Annotated in this window: 14 protein-coding genes, 1 tRNA gene, 1 rRNA gene and 2 pseudogenes; 7 read left to right on the forward strand and 11 right to left on the reverse strand. The window is 68.7% G+C overall.

Annotated elements, in window-relative coordinates:
- Positions 1-602: RNA-guided endonuclease TnpB family protein (locus G9Q41_RS21270; RefSeq protein ID WP_165634005.1), on the forward strand; the 602-nt coding region annotated here is incomplete at its 5' end.
- A gap of 42 nt (positions 603-644) precedes the next feature.
- A pseudogene (locus G9Q41_RS21275) lies at positions 645-962 on the forward strand (dihydroxy-acid dehydratase); the annotation flags it as partial.
- Positions 963-1,234: 272 nt separating this feature from the next.
- On the opposite strand, the gene G9Q41_RS21280 reads toward G9Q41_RS21275, so the two are convergent.
- A complete protein-coding gene (locus G9Q41_RS21280) occupies positions 1,235-1,990 on the reverse strand; it encodes a DoxX family protein (RefSeq protein ID WP_165634006.1) in 756 nt (251 codons plus the stop codon).
- Positions 1,991-2,155: 165 nt separating this feature from the next.
- Between G9Q41_RS21280 and G9Q41_RS21285 the strand changes: the two genes are divergently transcribed.
- A complete protein-coding gene (locus G9Q41_RS21285; protein WP_347567628.1) occupies positions 2,156-3,346 on the forward strand; it encodes a PQQ-dependent sugar dehydrogenase in 1,191 nt (396 codons plus the stop codon).
- Positions 3,347-3,466: 120 nt separating this feature from the next.
- On the opposite strand, the gene gatB is transcribed toward G9Q41_RS21285, so the two are convergent.
- The 4 genes from gatB to gatC are packed head-to-tail and all read right to left on the reverse strand — an operon-like array spanning position 3,467 to position 7,012.
- Complete coding sequence (gatB, locus tag G9Q41_RS21290; protein ID WP_092523118.1) at positions 3,467-4,975, reverse strand: Asp-tRNA(Asn)/Glu-tRNA(Gln) amidotransferase subunit GatB; 1,509 nt, start codon at positions 4,973-4,975, stop codon at positions 3,467-3,469.
- The gene (locus G9Q41_RS21295; RefSeq protein WP_033374571.1) at positions 4,972-5,166 is read right to left on the reverse strand and encodes a hypothetical protein; all 195 of its coding nucleotides are present in this window, start codon (positions 5,164-5,166) and stop codon (positions 4,972-4,974) included. Before G9Q41_RS21295 ends, gatB begins: the two co-directional genes overlap by 4 nt.
- Complete coding sequence (gene gatA / locus G9Q41_RS21300) at positions 5,163-6,713, reverse strand: Asp-tRNA(Asn)/Glu-tRNA(Gln) amidotransferase subunit GatA (protein ID WP_165634007.1); 1,551 nt, start codon at positions 6,711-6,713, stop codon at positions 5,163-5,165. Before gatA ends, G9Q41_RS21295 begins: the two co-directional genes overlap by 4 nt.
- Positions 6,713-7,012: an Asp-tRNA(Asn)/Glu-tRNA(Gln) amidotransferase subunit GatC gene (gene gatC, locus G9Q41_RS21305; protein WP_092523122.1), complete on the reverse strand. Its 300-nt coding sequence runs from the start codon at positions 7,010-7,012 to the stop codon at positions 6,713-6,715. Before gatC ends, gatA begins: the two co-directional genes overlap by 1 nt.
- A gap of 347 nt (positions 7,013-7,359) precedes the next feature.
- On the opposite strand from gatC, the gene G9Q41_RS21310 reads away from it, so the two are divergent.
- On the forward strand, positions 7,360-8,013 hold the full coding sequence (locus G9Q41_RS21310) for an ACT domain-containing protein (protein WP_165634008.1): 654 nt from the start codon (positions 7,360-7,362) through the stop codon (positions 8,011-8,013).
- 86 nt (positions 8,014-8,099) lie between these two features.
- On the opposite strand, the pseudogene ligA reads toward G9Q41_RS21310, so the two are convergent.
- The 4 genes and pseudogenes from ligA to G9Q41_RS21330 all read right to left on the reverse strand — a co-directional run.
- A pseudogene (gene ligA, locus G9Q41_RS21315) lies at positions 8,100-10,187 on the reverse strand (NAD-dependent DNA ligase LigA); the annotation flags it as partial.
- Between the two features lie 247 nt (positions 10,188-10,434).
- A complete protein-coding gene (locus G9Q41_RS21320) occupies positions 10,435-11,136 on the reverse strand; it encodes a hypothetical protein (protein ID WP_207631705.1) in 702 nt (233 codons plus the stop codon).
- Positions 11,136-11,798, reverse strand: a complete 663-nt coding sequence (locus tag G9Q41_RS21325) for a DUF6461 domain-containing protein (RefSeq protein ID WP_165634010.1) — start codon at positions 11,796-11,798, stop codon at positions 11,136-11,138. The genes G9Q41_RS21320 and G9Q41_RS21325 overlap by 1 nt, the downstream gene beginning before the upstream one ends.
- A 67-nt stretch (positions 11,799-11,865) precedes the next feature.
- Positions 11,866-13,083 carry an Ig-like domain-containing protein gene (locus G9Q41_RS21330; RefSeq protein ID WP_165634011.1) on the reverse strand — a complete coding sequence of 406 codons (1,218 nt, stop codon included), beginning with the start codon at positions 13,081-13,083 and terminating at the stop codon, positions 11,866-11,868.
- A 512-nt stretch (positions 13,084-13,595) separates the two neighbouring features.
- Between G9Q41_RS21330 and G9Q41_RS21335 the strand changes: the two genes are divergently transcribed.
- From G9Q41_RS21335 to G9Q41_RS21345, 3 genes are all read left to right on the forward strand, one after another.
- A tRNA-Lys gene (locus tag G9Q41_RS21335) sits at positions 13,596-13,671 on the forward strand.
- A gap of 224 nt (positions 13,672-13,895) precedes the next feature.
- Positions 13,896-14,732, forward strand: a complete 837-nt coding sequence (locus G9Q41_RS21340) for a phosphatase PAP2 family protein (RefSeq protein WP_165634012.1) — start codon at positions 13,896-13,898, stop codon at positions 14,730-14,732.
- Between the two features lie 112 nt (positions 14,733-14,844).
- Positions 14,845-15,453 (forward strand): alpha/beta fold hydrolase, encoded by a 609-nt coding sequence (locus tag G9Q41_RS21345; protein WP_165634013.1) that lies wholly within the window; start codon positions 14,845-14,847, stop codon positions 15,451-15,453.
- Positions 15,454-15,510: 57 nt separating this feature from the next.
- Here the strand turns inward: G9Q41_RS21345 and ilvD are convergent, their stop codons facing one another.
- Positions 15,511-17,250 carry a dihydroxy-acid dehydratase gene (ilvD, locus tag G9Q41_RS21350; RefSeq protein WP_347567629.1) on the reverse strand — a complete coding sequence of 580 codons (1,740 nt, stop codon included), beginning with the start codon at positions 17,248-17,250 and terminating at the stop codon, positions 15,511-15,513.
- Positions 17,251-17,381: 131 nt separating this feature from the next.
- Positions 17,382-17,498, reverse strand: a 5S ribosomal RNA gene (gene rrf / locus G9Q41_RS21355); the annotation flags it as partial.

The following is a 17,498-nucleotide window of genomic DNA, read 5'->3' on the forward strand; positions in this document are numbered from 1 at the left end:
GGGAGCTGCGCCGGTTGCAGCGCCAAGCCGCCCGCCAGCAGGGCCCGGACAAGCGCACCAAGCAGAAACCATCGAACCGGTGGCGCACAACCCAAGCCCGCATCGCCAAGCTGCACACCGCCGTGGCCAACGCCCGCACTGATGGGCTGCACAAGCTCTCCACCCGGCTGGTGGCCGAGTTCGACACCGTGGTGCTCGAAGACCTCCACGTGGCCGGGATGGTGCGCAACCGCCGGTTGGCCCGCGCCGTCTCCGACGTGGGCATGGGCGAGCTGCGTCGCCAGCTCGACTACACAACCAGCTGGACCGGCCGACAGCTCGTGGTGGCCGACCGGTTCTATCCCAGCTCGAAGACCTGCAACGACTGTGGTGCGGTGAAAGCCAAACTGCGCCTGTCCGAGCGGACTTTCACCTGCGATCACTGCGGCCACCGCACTGATCGCGACCTGAACGCGGCCCGCAACCTCGCGGGCCTGACGTCCTCCCCGAGTTGCGGGGCGACGAAAAACGAGCCCGCTGGAAACCCACATAAGACCAGCCCCGCTGGCACCGGGTACCGCCACGGGAAGACCGCACCCACTGGTGCGGTCAACGCTGTGTAGCAATACGCAGCTCAGGAACACTTCCACACGTTTCCTGAACGGCACGTCCACCTGCGCGATCTGGGCGAGGTGATCGCCGGCGCGGTCCGCGCCGAGGGCGGAGTCCCCGCGAGTTCCACACCGCGGCGATCGACGACGGCATCGCGACGGGGCACCAGGGGATGCTGTACTCGCTCCCCTCGCGGGAGCTGATCGCGGACTCGGTGGAGTACACGGGCAACGGCCACCGCGCGGACGCGCTGGTGTACCTGTCGAACTGCGACAAGATCACCCCGGGGATGCTCAACGCGGCCATGCGGCTCGACATCCCGACCGTGTTCGTCTCGGGGCGGACCGATGGAGGCGGGCAAGGCCGTGGTGGTCGACGGTATGGCCACGCCCCCACCTACCTGGTAACCACGATCGCCGCTTCGGCCAACTCCCGGGGCGACGAGGAGGGGCTGGCCGAGCGGCGCGCCAAGACGGAAAGCTCCGAGCCCCCTGGCGACCGAGCACCAGGAACCGGGAGGTGAGCACCGCTCTGCGCGCCTACGCGAGCCTGGCGACCTCGGCCTCCTTCGGTGCTGTTCGCGCTCTCCGGAACTGAGGCGGCCGTGTTCCGCGGGTACCGCGGTACCCGCGGAACACGAGGCTCACCGCAAGCCCAACAGCACCGCGGCGGAAGCGATCACGGCGATCAGCAGCCCGATGCTCGCGCTGAGCACCGGACGCCGGAACCACGCCCGCCCCTTGTCCGCGGCCACCCTGCCCGGGCCGGTGAACAGCAGGGCCAGGGCGGCGGCCCCGAGCACGGCCGGGTACTCGACTCCCCCTCCGTCGAGGAAGAAACCGGAATCCGCGCCGAGCACCACGGCGTTGGCCATCACACCGAGCAGTCCCGCCGCGGCCAGCGGGGTGAACAGCCCGAGCCCGAGCAGGATCCCCGCCGCGAACTCGGTACCACCGGTCAGCGGAGCCAGAACCTGGGTCCGGCCGAAGCCCATCTCGGCGAGCATGTCGGCCGTGCCGTCCAGCCCGGGACCGCCGAAAGCGCCGAAGAGCTTCTGCGCACCGTGCGCGACGAACACCGCCCCCAGGGCCAGTCGCAGCACCAGCAGCCCGAAGTCCACTCCCCGGTTCCAGCGCGCCGCTTCGACCGAGTCCGAGAATTCGTCGTAGAAGTCCAGGTCACGCCGCAACGCACCCTCGCCGGACCCGCTGTAGGCCTCGTCATCGTAGTAGTCCAGCTCCCCGGCGACGGCGTACTGTCTCGTACCGGGCTCCCCCACTCCGACGGTGGAATCCTCCGGTGAGGTGGTCCAGCCACCCTCGTCGGAGCGGAAATCACGGTGAGAGCGGTCATCGGGATAGCCGCCCGCGGCGTCGGGCCGATCATCGTGGATTCGCACGGGCGAAAGGCTAGGACATCGACAACCGACTGTGCGACCGTTTTGGAGAAACCGAATTGTTTTTCCGGGGGTGCCGGTCACGTCGCACGGGGGATCGGCTCCACCGCGCCTCGTCTCCACGACTCTCACCCCGCGTTCACCCCGGAGAGGATACAGTCGGCGACTGTGGTGGTCCCTCCGGTCAATCGACGTTCCCTCGGCCGAGTTCCGCGCAGGAGCACGGCCATCGGTGCGGTGCTGGCCGCAGTCGCCCTGGTCAGCGGATGTGCCGACTTCCCGGAACAACACACCCAGGAGTGGCGCGAACAACCCTCGCTGCGCCCGCAGGCGGGTCCGGAACCCCGGATCGAGGGGCAGGAGCAACCTCCTCCCTCCGGCAACCCCCCCGCGTCCCCGCGGCCCGACCAACCGGAGGGGTGTTCGGACCCCGATCCGGCCGTGATCGCCACCTGTCTCGATCCGGTCGGAGCCGTCGCGGCGCTGCCCGGGGGGAACGCCGCGCTCGTGGGCGAGCGCGACACCGGCCGCGTCCTGCGGGTCAGCGACGGCGGACAACCCGAGGAAATAGCCCGGATCCAGGTCGATCCCACGGGCGGCGGCGGGCTGACCGGACTCGCGCTGTCCCCGAGCTACGCGGAGGACGGGCTGGCCTACGCCTACGTCACCACCCCCACGGACAACCGGGTGGTCCGTATCGCGCCCGGCGACTCCCCCGATCCCATCCTCACCGGGATTCCGCGCGGACCCAGCGGGAACGCCGGAGCCATCACCGCGGACGGCTCGAACTCCCTGATCGTGGCCACCGGAAACGCCGGGTCCGCGGAGCAGGCGGCCGACCGTTCGGTCCTGGCGGGCAAAGTGCTGCGGATCGACCCGTTCGGAGATCCCGCAGCGGACAACCCCGATCCGACGTCGCCGGTGATCTCGACGGGCCTGAGCTCTCCCGGCGGAGTGTGCGCGTCGAACCGGGACGAGGGCTTCTGGGTCACCGACCGGAAGGCGCAGCGGGAGGTGCTCCACCGCGTCGTCCCCGGACAGCAGGAGCAAGGCCCGGCGTGGAGCTGGAACGGCCACCCGGGGGTCTCCGGCTGCGCGGCCGCCGGGGGCACGCTGATCGTAGCGCTGACCGAGGAAGCCGCCGTCTACACCATGCGGCCGGGGCCGCAAGGCACGTTCACCGGTGAACCACAACCCGCCATGGAGGACACCTACGGGCGCTTCTCCGCGGCTGCGAGCGGCCCGAACGGGCTGGTGTGGCTGGGCACCTCGAACAAGACGGGCGGGGAGCCGGTCTCCAGCGACGACAGGGTGATCCGCATCGAACCTCCCTCCGGTGGGACAGCGGGCAAGGAGTGAGCCCGCCTCGGCGGTGAGGTGCGTCCGCCGCCGTCACCGTCGGCGGACGCACCCGCTCCCGCGTCCCGCGAGGGGATCAGGCCGGAGGTCGGGACGTCCAGGTGCCCCGACCCGGCCACCTCACTGCTGGCCGCACGCGGCCAGCACCAGCTCGCGGACTCGTTTCGCGTCGGCCTGCCCCTGAGTGGCCTTCATGACGGCGCCGACGATCGCCCCGGCGGCCTGAACCTTGCCGCCCCGGATCTTCTCGGCCGCGTCGGGCTGAGCCGCCAGCGCCTCGTCCACGGCGGCCTGCAGGGAGGAGTCGTCGGAGACCACCTCCAGCTGGTCCGCCGCGATGACCTCGTCCGGTCCCCCGCGGTCGTCCAGCACGCCGTCCACGACCTGCCGGGCGAGCTTGTGCGTGAGCTTTCCCTCGTTCACGAGCTCGATGACCCGCGCGACCTGCTCCGGAGTGATCGGCAGGGCGGCCAGCTCGGTACCGCGCTCGTTGGCCCGCTGCGTCAGGTAGGCGACCCACCAGGAGCGCGCCTCGGAAGGCGAGGCCCCCGCGTCCACAGTGGCGGCGATGAGATCCAGCGCCCCCGCGTTGACCAGATCACGCAGCTCCTCGTCGGACAGCTCCCACTGCTCCTGGGCGCGCCTGCGCCGCTCCCAGGGCATCTCGGGAAGGGTGGCGCGCAGCTGTTCCACCCACTCGCGTGAAGGCGCGATGGGCACGAGATCCGGCTCGGGGAAGTACCGGTAGTCCTCGGCCTCCTCCTTGCGCCTGCCCGAGGAGGTCTCCCCGGAGGACTCGTCGAAGTGCCGCGTCTCCTGGACGATCTCGGCGCCCTCGTTCAGCAGCGTCGCGTGCCTGCGCATCTCGAAACGCACCGCGCGCTCGATGCTGCGGAAGGAGTTGACGTTCTTCGTCTCGGTCCTGGTTCCGAACCGGGTCTCGCCCTTGGGGGTCAACGAGACGTTCGCGTCACAACGCAACGACCCCTGGTCCATCCGGACATCGGACACCCCCATGGACCGCAGCAGGTCCCGCAGAGCCGTGACGTAGGCCCGGGCGACCTCGGGCGCGCGATCCCCGGCATCGGTGATCGGCTTGGTGACAATCTCGATCAGCGGCACGCCCGCCCTGTTGTAGTCGAGCAGCGAGTGCTCGGCGCCGTGGATGCGGCCGGTGGAGCCCCCCACGTGCGAGGACTTGCCGGTGTCCTCCTCCATGTGCGCGCGCTCGATGCCCACGCGGAAGGTCTCCCCGTCGTCGAGCACGACGTCGAGGTGACCGTCGAAGACGATCGGCTCGTCGTACTGCGAGGTCTGGAAGTTCTTCGGCATGTCCGGGTAGAAGTAGTTCTTCCTCGCGAACCTGCACCACTCGGCCACCTGGCAGTTCAGCGCCAGGCCGATCCGGACGGCCGACTCCACCGCCGTACCGTTGACCACGGGCAGCGCACCGGGCATCCCCAGGCACACCGGGCACACCCTCGTGTTCGGCTCAGCACCGAACTCGTTGGCGCAACCGCAGAACATCTTGGTTGCCGTGGACAACTCGACGTGCACTTCCAGACCCAGCACCGGGTCGAAATTCCGCAGGACCTCGTCGTAGTCCATGATCTCGGCGACCGCTGTCATTCCTGTCCCGCCTTACGTACCTCGCGGACCGCCAGCGCCACCCCGGTGATCAACCCGAGGACGGTGACGATCGCGTCGGCCATCACCAGTCGATCGTTGTCCCTGCGTGCCTGGCGAATCTTGCCACGAAGGCCGATTCCCCTAGACAATTCCGCTCCGACGGCGATCATTGCCCGTACCTTCGGATTCATCGGGCCACCTCCAACTGCGGAATGCGGTCGACCAGCGGACTGCCGGAAGCGGCGTCCCGCGCGGTCTCGTAGGCGGCACCCACCCGGTACAGCCGGTCGTCGGCCATGGCGGGAGCCATGATCTGCAGCCCCACCGGCAAACCGTCCTCCGCCGAGACCCCGGAGGGCACGCTCATGGACGCGTTCCCGGCGAGGTTGCTGGGGATCGTGCACAGATCGGCCAGGTACATGGCCATCGGATCATCGGCACGTTCGCCGATCCGGAAGGCCGTGGTCGGGGTGGTCGGCGAGACGAGCACGTCGACCTGCTCGAAGGCGGAGGCGAAATCCCTGCTGATCAGGGTGCGCACCTTCTGGGCCTGACCGTAGTAGGCGTCGTAGTACCCGGAGGACAGCGCGTAGGTCCCGAGCATGATCCGCCGCTTGACCTCGGCGCCGAAGCCCTGGTCCCGCGTCAGGGACATGACTTCCTCCGCGTTGTGCTCCCCGTCGTCACCGACGCGCAGCCCGTAGCGCATGGCGTCGAAACGAGCCAGGTTCGAGGAGCACTCGCTCGGCGCGATCAGGTAGTAGGCGCCGAGGGCGTACTCGAAGTGCGGGCAGGAGACCTCGACGACCTCGGCCCCCAGCGAGGTGAGCGTGTCCACGGCCGCGTTGAAGGAGTCCAGCACTCCCTGCTGGTACCCCTCCCCGGCGAACTCGCGCACCACGCCCACGCGCATTCCGCTGAGATCGCCGGCGGCCCCTTCCCGCGCGGCCGCGGTGACCTGGGGAACCGGGGCGTCGATCGAGGTCGAGTCCATCCGGTCGTGCCCGGCTATGACCTCGTGCAGCATCGCCGCGTCCAGCACGGTGCGTCCGCACGGGCCAGCCTGGTCCAGCGAGGAGGAGAAGGCGACCAGACCGTACCGGGAGACCCCGCCGTAAGTCGGCTTGACCCCGACGGTGCCGGTGACGGCGGCGGGCTGCCTGATGGAACCGCCCGTGTCGGTCCCGATCGCGAGGGGGGCCTCGAAAGCCGCCAGGGCCGCCGAGGAACCACCTCCGGACCCTCCGGGAACTCGCTCCAGGTTCCAGGGGTTGTGCGTGGGGCCGAAGGCCGAGTTCTCGGTCGAGGACCCCATGGCGAACTCGTCCATGTTGGTCTTGCCGAGGATCACCACTCCCGCCTCGCGGAGACGGCTCGCCACCGTCGAGTCGTACGGCGGCGTCCAGTTCTCCAACATCCGCGACCCGCAGGTGGTCGGCATGTCGGTCGTGGTGAACACGTCCTTCAGCGCGAGGGGGACCCCGGCCAGCGGCGAGGCCGCCCTGCCGTTCGCTCGGTCCTCGTCGGCCCGCCGCGCCGCTTCGAGCGCCTCCTGCCCGTTCACGTGCAGGAAGGCGTGCACATCGGGCTCGACCGCCTCGATGCGGTCGAGGTGCGCACGGGTGACCTCCTCGGCAGAGACCTCACCCGCGCTGATCTTGGCTGCCAGTTCGGAGGCCGTCAGACCGGTGAGTTCGGTCGAACCCGACCCCGCTGGACCGGACGTAGTCGAGGTCATCACGCCTCCTCGTTCAAAATCCGTGGTACGCGGAACCTGTTCTCCTCCGTGGCGGGCGCGCTCCGCAGCGCCTGCTCGCGGGACAGCCCCTGCCGTACCTCATCGGTCCGGAAGACGTTGGTCACCGGAACCGCGTGCGACGTGGGCGGTATCTCATCGGCGGCGACCTCACCCACTCTGGCCACCGCGTCGAGGATCACATCGAGCTGGCCGGAGAACTTCTCGAGTTCCTCCTCGGAAACGGCCAGCCGGGCAAGTCCGGCGAGGTGCGCCACCTCGTCACGGGAGATCGTGGACAATGCGCGGGCCCCTTATCATGTCCGGTTCGTTCGGGTATCCGGTCGTTTGCGGCTACCACACGTGTTCGAAGTATCGAGGTGCCTTCGAGTCTATGAGAGCGCACCGACCGGCCCGCGCGGCGGTACCGCAGGCAGGCGGGCCGCGGGGCGGCACCACGAGTCGCACCCGGCCCGGAGACCGCGCGAGCGGACGGGCCGGAACCCGTTCGGCCGCACCCGTCCCGCCCCCTCGCACATCTGCCACAATTTGTCCGGTCTGCTCCACGCACGGCGGTCGCGAACCGCACGTGAGCCGGTCAGGCGCGGACGGCGAGGTGCCGCGCACGATGCTGGAGGCGTGAAAACCGGTGTCCTTCCTCATCCGGGTCCAGGTCCCGGACCGCCCCGGCGTTCTCGGGGCGGTGGCGAGCGCGCTGGGCGAGCTCGGAGCCGACATTCTCGGCGTGGACGTGGTCGAGAGAAGCAGCGAGGCCGCGGTGGACGACCTGGTGGTCGAACTTCCCTCGGGCAGACTCCCGGACGTGCTGATCACCGCGGCCGAGTCGGTGGACGGAGTCCGGGTGGACGCGGTACGCCCCTACGCGGGCGTGCTGGACACGCACCGTGAGCTGGAACTGGTCGAGGAGATCGCGGCGGAACCGAGCAGGGGGCTGGAACTGTTCGCCGAGGGGGTTCCCCGGATCATCCGCTCGGGCTGGGCCATGATCTTCGGACACCGCGCCGGCGCGGTCGAACACCTCGCCGCCAGCACCTCAGCCCCCGAGCTCGACCACCTCCGCCTGCCGTGGCTCCCCCTCGACAGGGCGACGATCCTCGACGCGGACGACTCGTGGGTGCCGGAAACGTGGCGGGAGTTGGGCACCGAACTGGCCGCCTCCCCCATCGGGAAGTCGGACCGCGTGCTGCTGGCGGGCCGCCCCGGTGGGCCGATGTTCCGCACCTCGGAAATCGCCCGCCTCGCGCACCTGGCGGGCATCGTCGCGGTCGTGCTGGAGGACTGAGCTCCGCGGCACGGCTCCGGCAGTCCCAGCGCCCCCGGCCCGGTAAGGCATCCGGCCGGACGGGGGGACCGGTCACTCCGAACCGGTCACTCGGGGGCGAGAGCGACCTCGGCCGCGGCCTCCGGGCCCTGCTCCAGCAGCACCCGGAACCCTTCCTCGTTCAACACCGGCACCCCGAGCTGGACCGCCTTCTCGTACTTGGACCCCGGTGAGTCACCAACCACGACGAACGCGGTCTTCCGCGACACCGAGCCCGCGGCCCGACCGCCCCTGTTCATGATCCACTCCTTGGCCTCGTCCCGCGAGTAGGTGGGCAAGGATCCAGTGACCACGATCGACAGCCCCTCCAGGTTGCGCGGCACCGCGGCATCGCGGTCGTCGGCCATGCGCACGCCCGCGATGCGCCACTTGTGGACCACCTCGCGGTGCCACTCCACGGCGAACCACTCACGCACGGCCCCCGCGATCGTGGGCCCGACCCCGTCCACGGCCGCGAGGTCCTCCTCAGCAGCCGCCTCGACGGCGTCGACGGATCCGAACTCACGCGCCAACGCCTGGGCCGCCGTAGGTCCGACGAAGCGAATCGAAAGCGCGACCAGCACCCGCCACAGCGGCTGCTGCTTGGCCGACTCCAGGTTGTTCAACAGTTTGCGCCCGTTGACGGTCAGCGATCCGTCCTTGGAGCGGAACTGCTCGGTGCGGAGCAGTTTCTCCTCGTCCAGGTGGAACACATCCCCCTCGTCGGAGATGACCCCGGCGTCCAACAACGCCGAAGCCGATTCGTACCCCAGCACCTCGATGTCGAAGGCTCCCCTGCCCGCGAGGTGGAACAGCCGCTCCCGCAGCTGCGCCGGACAGGAACGCGCGTTCGGGCAACGGATGTCGACGTCGGTCTCCTTCTGCCGGTACAGCATCCAGCCGCACTCCGGGCAGGTGTCGGGCATCACGAACCGGCGTTCCGTCCCGTCCCTGGCGTCCACCACGGGACCGAGCACCTCGGGGATGACGTCGCCCGCCTTGCGGATCACCACCCGGTCACCGATGAGCACGCCCTTGCGCCGCACTTCGTCCTCGTTGTGCAGCGTCGCCATCGCCACCGTCGAGCCGGCCACCTTCACCGGGGTCATCACCGCGTAGGGAGTGACCCGACCCGTGCGTCCCACGTTGACCCGGATGTCGGTCAGGTCCGTGGTCGCCTGCTCCGGTGGGTACTTGTAGGCGATGGACCACCGGGGAGCGCGGGAGGTCGTACCGAGCCTGCGCTGCAAGGCGACCGAGTCCACCTTGACCACGATCCCGTCGATCTCGTGCTCGGCGTCGTGCCGGTGATCGCCCCAGTAGCGAACGTGCTCGACCAGCTCGTCGAGCGAGGACAGCACGACCGTGTGCTCGGAGACCGGAAGCCCCCAGGCGCGCAGCGCCGCGTACGAGGCCGACTGGGTGGCCGGTTCGAAACCGTCCCTCCTGCCCACCCCGTGGCAGATCAACCGCAGCGGCCGGGTCTTGCTGATCCGCGGGTCCTTCTGCCGCAACGAGCCCGCCGCCCCGTTGCGCGGATTCGCGAAAGCCGGTTTGCCCGCCTCGACCAGGGAAGCGTTGAGCTCGGCGAACTCGTCCAGGCGGAAGTAGACCTCTCCGCGGATCTCGACCAGCTCGGGCACGGGGTGATCCGAGCTGTCGGCCAGCCTGTCCGGCACGTCCTTCATCGTCCGGACGTTGAGGGTGACGTCCTCACCCGTGCGGCCGTCCCCGCGGGTCAGGGCCCGCTCCAGCTGCCCGTTCCGGTAGAGCAGGTTTATCGCGAGCCCGTCGATCTTGGGTTCGCACAGGAAGCTCGGCGTGGTCTCGGTCTCGCGCTCCACGCGGTGCACCCAAGCCGCGAGTTCCTCGACGGTGAACGCGTTGTCGAGGCTGAGCATGCGCTCCAGGTGGTCGACCGCAGTGAACTCCGTCGAGAAGGTCCCCCCGACCTGCTGCGTCGGCGAGTCGGGGGCGCTCAGCGCAGGATGCTCGGACTCGATCCGCTGCAGCTCGGCGAACAGCTCGTCGAACTCACCGTCGGTGATCACTGGTGAGTCGAGCACGTAGTAGCGGAACTGGTGGAACCGCACCGACTCCACCAGCTCACCGTGGCGTTCCCGCGTTCGCCGGGGGACGTCCTCCAGCCCCTCGGCCTGCGTGCCTTCGGGAGGAGCCGCGGAGAAACCGTCGGCGGCCGAATCCGTCCGCTCCGGATCCCCCCGGGAGACCGCATCCGCGGAATCGTGCTCGTGCGTGCGTTCGCTGCTGGTCACGTCCCGAGACTAACCAGCACCGCCGACAACGGCGCGCGGTCCCCTTCGAACTCCTTCCCGGCCGCGTGGCCGGGTCCTCGACCACCGCACCGGCGCGTCAGCGGGCGAACTCCCCCGTCATCCCGGTTCAGCTCTCCCCCGCGCCGGAGGATCCGTCCTGCTCGGCGATGGCACGAACGTGTTCCCGGAAGCTCAGCAGGTCGACCGCGTTCTCCGGCAACGACTCGGCCGTTTCCACCCGGCCGATCCGATCCGCGGCCAGTTTCTCCCCGAGAGTGGCGTGCAGCGGGAGGAAGGTCAGCGCCTCCCGCTCGGCGTGGTCCAACTCGGCGAACCCGGGGTGATACACCGCGACGTCGACCAGACTCCTGTTCTCGTCGAACTGGGCGGCCACTCGCACCTCGTCGAGCGGATAGCGCTTGCCGTGCAGGTTGACCGTCACTTCCGTGGGGTCGGGCACCGGGGGAACCGCGTCGTGGTACTCCCAGAGCGAGTCCGGCTCGGGCGCGGCCGCCTTCCACGCGTCGGTGTAGGGGCGCAGCTCCGGATCGGCCTGGGAAGTGATGACCAGCGCGTAGACGGCGTCGCGCCCACGCTCGATGGAGAAGTTCAGGCTCGGGTGCAGCAGCGCGACCGCCTCGGCCAATCGGTGGTCCATCCGTTGCGGCTCCCCGTCACCGAGGGCCGCTCCCACCTCGGGCAGCAGTTCCTCCCAGCGCCGCCAGAATTCCTCGGCGCGCCGAGCCGCTTCGGTCGGGGAGACCTCCTCCCGCTCGCGCTCGCCCCCGGAAGCACGAGCCCGGCCGAACAGGCGACGCAGAAACCGCATCATGCTCTCCATCCTCTCGGATTCCCCACGGGTCGGGCACGTCCGGAGTCCCCGGTGGCCCCCGGGTACCCGGTTGTGGTCAGTCCCTCACACGACTTCACCGGACAGGTGAGGAACTGCCCGGCGAACCAGTGCGGCATCAGCTCGCACCCCGTGACTCGAGCCGCCAGGGCGAGCACGAGCGGGACCTCCTCGGATTCGTGCCAGGGTAGCCCCGCCCGCACCACCTCCAGGTCGTCGGGCCGTGTGCCGGTCCGGTACTCGGGAAGGACCGCTTCGAAGGAGGTGCGCACCGCACCGTGCACGGCGTGGCTGAACGTGGTGGCGCGGTCGAGGTCCCAGTGGATCGCGACCGCCTCGGTGCCCGCGCTGGCGCTTTCCAGCACATCGTGGCGAACACCCTCGAAACGGCTCTCCTCGGCGACCAGTGTCCACTCCCCGACTGTGCGCAGGCCGATCAGGGACTGCCGCTCCGCACAGGCGAAGGCCTCTTCGCAGAACTCCTCGAAGCTCCAGTTCCTGCCCTGCTCCGGATCGGCACCGAAGGAACGGGCCACGAGCGTGGTGTCGGCCTCGTGCACCAAGGTCAGACACGCGGCGTCCCTTATCGGGCTACGGCTGATCCAACCGTAACGACTGACTTCCGCACTGACGCTGCCCACACGTGACTTCCTATCAACCCCGGCCGCGCTCCCGTGGTGTTTTCCGGGAAATCGACCGCGTCGGTGATCATTTGTTCCCCTCGACCCACTCGCTCCACGGAATCTGCCAGTCACCGAACCCGTCCCAGGAGGGCAGCTGCTTGCCACCGGAGTTGGTTATGTTCACCACGTCGCCCTTCTTCACCAGGTCGTAGACCCACTCGGCCTCGGAGAGGCTCATGTTGATGCACCCGTGGCTGACGTTGCGTTCGCCCTGGTCGGCCACCGACCAGGGGGCCGCGTGCAGGAACTCGCCACCGTTGGAGATGCGCACCGCCCACTTTGTCTCCGTGCGGTAACCGCCCTCGTCCATGCCGAGCCCGAAGGTGCTCGAGTCCATGACGTAGCTCTCGTGCTTGCGCATCACGACGTGCGTGCCGTTGTGCGAGGGGAACGAGGGCTTGCCGAGTGAAACCGGGATGGTCCGCTTCACCTCCCCGTCGACCTCGACCTTCATGCGGTGGCTCTCCCCGTCCGCGCTGAGGACCACCCGCTTGCCGATCCGCACCGTGGCAGTGCGGTCCTCCTCGCCGTAAACCCCGTTGCCCAGGTCCTTGCCGTACACGTTCGCGTTGATCGTGATCTCGGTGCCCGACTTCCAGTAGTTCTCGGGGCGCCAGTGCACCTCGCGATCGTCGAACCAGTAGAAGGCACCCTCCACGTGGGGGTCGGTGCTGATGTTGATGGCCTGCTCCGCACGCTGCTTGTCCGGGGCGGGGGCGTCCTCGCTGAAGTAGAAGGCCAGCGGCTGCCCGACCCCGACGGTCTCCCCGTCCAGAGGGTTCATCGACACGTAGGTGAGACTCTCGGGATTCACGGTGGTGAACTCGGACTGCTCGGTCACCGTTCGACCGTCGGATCCCTTCGCCGTGACCGAGACCTCGTAGGTCTTTCCGTATCCGAGGGGCTCGCCGAGGGTCCAACCGCTTCCGTCCTCATCGATGCTGCCCGCGACCTTTTCCCCGGCCGAGTTGGTCATGTTCACCCGAGTCAGCTTCGCGTTGTGCGCTTCGACCCCGATATCGCCCACCGGAGAGACTTCCGTGGCCCCTCCTTCCGGGCTGAACTCGACGGACGGCGGCCCGCTCTCCGCTGTTCCCCCGGAATCGTGCTGTCCGGCTTCCTGCTGATCCGCGGCGGCTCCGCAGCCCACGGTCAACAGCGCGACGACGCCGAGCACCGCGAAGCGAAATCCACGGCCTAAGGAAGTGGAACTCTCCTCGAAGGAGTGACGTAAAGACTTCATCAGTGACATTCCGTTCAATCGGGCCGTCAGTCCTTCCAGCCGCACGGCGATCACAACTCCCCAACAGGATGACGCTCATGACGTTACCCGCCCAAAGGCGCACAAAGCGTGAAAACCGCGCAACTGTTATCCGGTTGACGCCGCCACTTCAGCGCGGGTTGTCCTGACGACCGCTCCGTAGTCTTTCCGTAATCTCACCACCACCACGCGGAGACCCCGAGCGCTCCGCGGAAGCCGGAGTCACGCGGATCCGGAGGTCGCACGGGGCGTGCCCCGGACGGGCTCCTCGCGGAAGGTGGTCAGCGCTCACGCGGGCGTGGCACACTCGTGGTCGACGGGGATCCGACTCGCGGAGAGCCGGAAACCGCAGCGCAGTACGCATGTATCCAGCCGGGGGCACCAAGACGCCCACCCCCCTGAAACGGGGGGTCTCAGCCCGTGCTATTGTTTTATTTGTCGCCAAGGCGAGGGGGAAAACAAGCCAGGCGGCAAGGAAAAAGCGAAAAAGCAACGCGCCAATAGCTCAAGCGGTAGAGCAACTGACTCTTAATCAGTGGGTTTGGGGTTCGAGTCCCTATTGGCGCACCAAAGCCCCAGGTCACAGGCCTGGGGCTTTTTCACGTGCGCGACGGATCCAACCGGAACCCAACCAAAACGGTTCTGATCACGTCCCCGCCAGGACTTCGAGCGCTTCGGCCGCCGAACGGCGAGGGATCCAACCGGTGATCGCCGGATCACCCGCTCATGTGCGCCAGTACACTCGGAATCCACTGAACGGCCGCGCGGAGTGCTTCGGAGTAATATCCATGACGATGGCCCCATCCGGCGAGGATCACCGAGCGACGGATAGGAACGGGAACGGCGAGCACGCCGATCCCCGGCACGCGAGCTGGCGTGAGCTGGCGTTCTGGTATCCGTGGGTGGTTCCCGTCCTCGGGCTGGTGATCGCCGCGCTGGGGATCCGGCTGTTCGCCGTCATCACGGAGCAGGTCTACGAGCACAGCGCGGTTCCGGCCCTCGACCGCAGGCTGCTGGAAACGATCGAACCCCTGCGCGGTCCGGCCGTGATCACCGCGTTCAACGTCATCACGTACCTGGGCGACGGGATCATCGTGGCCCTCGTGGTGCTCACGGCGGCGGTGTGGCTCGGTGTCAAAGCCCGTAGCTGGACCCCGCCCGCACTGCTGCTCACCACTTCGGTGGGCACCGGGCTGACCGTATTCCTGATCAAGCTCACCATAGCCCGCCCGCGGCCGGTCCCCGCGCCCAACGCCGCCACCGAGGACAGCTTCGCCTTCCCCTCCGGGCACTCCGCGCACTCCGCGGCCGTCTACCTCATGCTCGCCTTCCTGCTGAGCAGGCTGCTGCTCAGGCAGTGGGCGTGGGTGAGCGCGGTGATCGGTGCGGTGCTGCTAGTGCTGATCACCGGGTTCTCCCGTCTGGTTCTGGGAGTCCACTCGCCCTCCGACGTGGTGGCGGGATGGCTGCTCGGGGGCACCTTCACACTCGTGCTCATCAGCGCTCAAGCACTGTCCGCACAACTCGCCCCGCTGCGAACACGTCTCGTCGAACGTGCCCGGACCCGTGTGAAGCACGCGGAGTCGGATCCCGACCGCTCCGGAACGGACACGAAACGAACCGAGGAATGAACACCGACCACCGGACACCGTGATGCGCGCTCACCGAGCGAAACCGGCGAACACGGACACCGGGGGAACTTCCGCTCTCCTCCGGTGCCTCACCCGAGCGAGCGGTCCCACCGTGGTCCTGTTCCTGCACGGAGGCCGCTCCAGCAGCGTCGAACCGATGAAGCCGTGGCGGCTGGCTTATCTGAGGATGTGGTGGCTGGCACTGCGGATTCGCCGAGCAGTGCGCGCGGCCCCCGGTGTGGGCGTGTGGCTGCTGCGCAACCGGGTCCGGGGTTGGAACGAACCCACGCGCGACCCGCTCGTGGACGCGCACTGGGCGCTGGCGGAGATCCGAACGCTGCACCCGGAGGCGAACGTGGTGCTGATCGGGCACTCCATGGGCGGACGAGCCGCCCTGCTGCTCGGGGCCGAACCGGGAATCAGCGGGGTCTGCGCGCTGGCTCCGTGGGTAGCGGATTCCGATCCCCGGCAGCACCTCGAGAACACCGCGGTGCTGCTCGCGCACGGGGACCGGGACCGCACCACTTCGGCAGCGGCTTCGAAGGACTACGCGGACGAAGCCGACCGCGCCGGGCACGACGTGCGCTTTCGCTCCCTGAGCGGTTGCGGCCACGCGATGCTGCGGCACCATCGCCGATGGGACCACCTGGTGCGCACCTTCGTCACCGAGCTCCTCGGAAACCCCGCGCACCAGGACGGTACCGGCCCCTCACCCGAGTGATCCGGCCGAGCTGCCCACCCCGGAGGGCGGGCAGCTCCCCGGAAACAGGTCCGGTCCTCAGCAGACAGCACCCTGCGCGGCCGAACCGACCAGCTTCGCGTACTTGCCGAGCACCCCGTGTCGGTACCGGAGCTCCGGCGCACGCCACTCGGCACGCCGCCGTTGCATCTCCTCGTCCGAGACCAGCAGATCCAGTGTTTTGGCCTGCAGGTCGAGCCGAATCGGGTCACCGTCCTCCACCAGGCCGATCGGTCCCCCATCGGTGGCTTCCGGAGCGACGTGCCCGATGCACAGCCCCGTGGTCCCGCCGGAGAAACGACCGTCGGTGAGCAGCAGCACGTCCTTGCCCAGGCCCGCGCCCTTGATGGCTCCCGTCACTGCCAGCATCTCGCGCATCCCGGGACCACCACGTGGCCCCTCGTACCGGATGACGACGACGTCGCCCGCCTGCAGCGAGTTCTGCTCCACCGCGTCCATGGCCGCCTGCTCGCCGTCGAACACCCTGGCGGTCCCTTCGAAGGACTCCGCGTCGAACCCGGCGCTCTTCACAACGGCGCCCTCGGGGGCCAGCGAACCTCGCAGCACGGTGACGCCCCCGGTCGGGTGAATCGGCTCGGACAGCTGGTGCAGCACCGAACCGTCCAGTTCCGGCGGTTCCAGTTCGGCCAGGTTCTCGGCAACGGTGCGTCCCGTGACCGTGAGGCAGTCCCCGTGGATGAGCCCCGCGTCCAGCAGGGCCTTCATCACGACCGGGACCCCGCCGATGCGGTCCACCTCCGTCATCACGTACTGGCCGAACGGCTTCACATCGGCCAGGTGCGGAGTGCGGTCACCGACTCGGTTGAAGTCCTCGAGAGTCAGGTCCACGCCCGCTTCGTAAGCGATGGCCAGCAGATGCAGCACGGCGTTGGTCGATCCTCCGAAGGCCATCACAACCGCGATGGCGTTCTCGAAGGCCTCCTTCGTCATCACGTCCCGTGCTGTGATGCCCTGCTCGATCATTCCGACGACTGCCTGGCCGGCCGTACGAGCTCCGGAGTCACGTCGCCGGTCCACCGAGGGCGGGCTGGCCGAGCCGGGCAGGGACATGCCCAGCGCCTCGGCCGCGCAAGCCATCGTGTTCGCGGTGTACATACCACCACACGCGCCCTCACCAGGACAGATCGCACGTTCGATGCGGTCCACCTCCGAACGCGAGATCAGACCCCGTGAGCAGGCGCCCACCGCCTCGAAGGCATCGACGATGGTGACTTCCTTGCCGTCCACCTTCCCGGGGAGGATCGATCCCGCGTAGATGAACACCGAAGCGAGATCCAGGCGGGCAGCCGCCATCAACATGCCCGGCAGGCTCTTGTCGCAGCCCGCCAGCAGCAGGGAACCGTCGAGCCTTTCGGCCTGCATCACGGTCTCCACCGAATCCGCGATCATCTCCCGGGACACGAGCGAGTAGTGCATTCCCTCGTGGCCCATGGAAATGCCGTCGGAGACGGAGATGGTGCCGAATTCCAGGGGATAACCGCTCGCGGCGTGCACTCCCTCCTTCGCGCTGCCCGCGAGCCGCTGCAGCGAAAGGTTGCAGGGAGTGATCTCGTTCCAGGAAGAGGCGACGCCGATCTGCGGCTTCGCGAAGTCCTCGTCCTGCATACCGACGGCACGCAACATACCGCGTGCGGCGGCGCGCTCGAGCCCGTCCGTGACCTCGTAACTGCGCGGTTTGAGAGGTGTGGAGCTCCGCTCCCCCGTGGAGGAGGATGTCGTGGCTGTCTTCGAAGAGTTCGAAGTGATGTCTTCACTCACGACCCGAGGGTAATCCGCACCGCGGAGGTACCGGTGAGAGCCCCGGTTGTGGTGGGCGCATGGCGCGGGGGTGGGCACACATGTCTGTGCCCACCCCCGCGTCGGGGGGTGGGCACAGTGGTGGGGGGTTGGGTCGGCGGTGTCCGAGTCTCCCACACCCGTGGGGGTGCAGTACCTTAGGCGCTGGAGGGCTTAGCTTCCGGGTTCGGGATGGGCACCGGGCGTGTCCCCTCCGCTGTGGCCACCGA

Origin of the sequence: Actinopolyspora sp. BKK2 (genome assembly GCF_011291845.1) — a bacterium.
In the GTDB taxonomy this organism is placed as follows: domain Bacteria; phylum Actinomycetota; class Actinomycetes; order Mycobacteriales; family Pseudonocardiaceae; genus Actinopolyspora; species Actinopolyspora saharensis.

Coding starts and splice junctions, on each gene's coding strand:
- gatB (WP_092523118.1), bottom strand. CDS start 4,975: ATGACAGCGGTCGCCGAGATCATGGACTACGACGAGGTCCTGCGGAAT.
- G9Q41_RS21295 (WP_033374571.1), bottom strand. CDS start 5,166: ATGAATCCGAAGGTACGGGCAATGATCGCCGTCGGAGCGGAATTGTCT.
- gatA (WP_165634007.1), bottom strand. CDS start 6,713: ATGACCTCGACTACGTCCGGTCCAGCGGGGTCGGGTTCGACCGAACTC.
- G9Q41_RS21320 (WP_207631705.1), bottom strand. CDS start 11,136: ATGCGGTTTCTGCGTCGCCTGTTCGGCCGGGCTCGTGCTTCCGGGGGC.
- G9Q41_RS21330 (WP_165634011.1), bottom strand. CDS start 13,083: ATGAAGTCTTTACGTCACTCCTTCGAGGAGAGTTCCACTTCCTTAGGC.
- G9Q41_RS21340 (WP_165634012.1), top strand. CDS start 13,896: ATGGCCCCATCCGGCGAGGATCACCGAGCGACGGATAGGAACGGGAAC.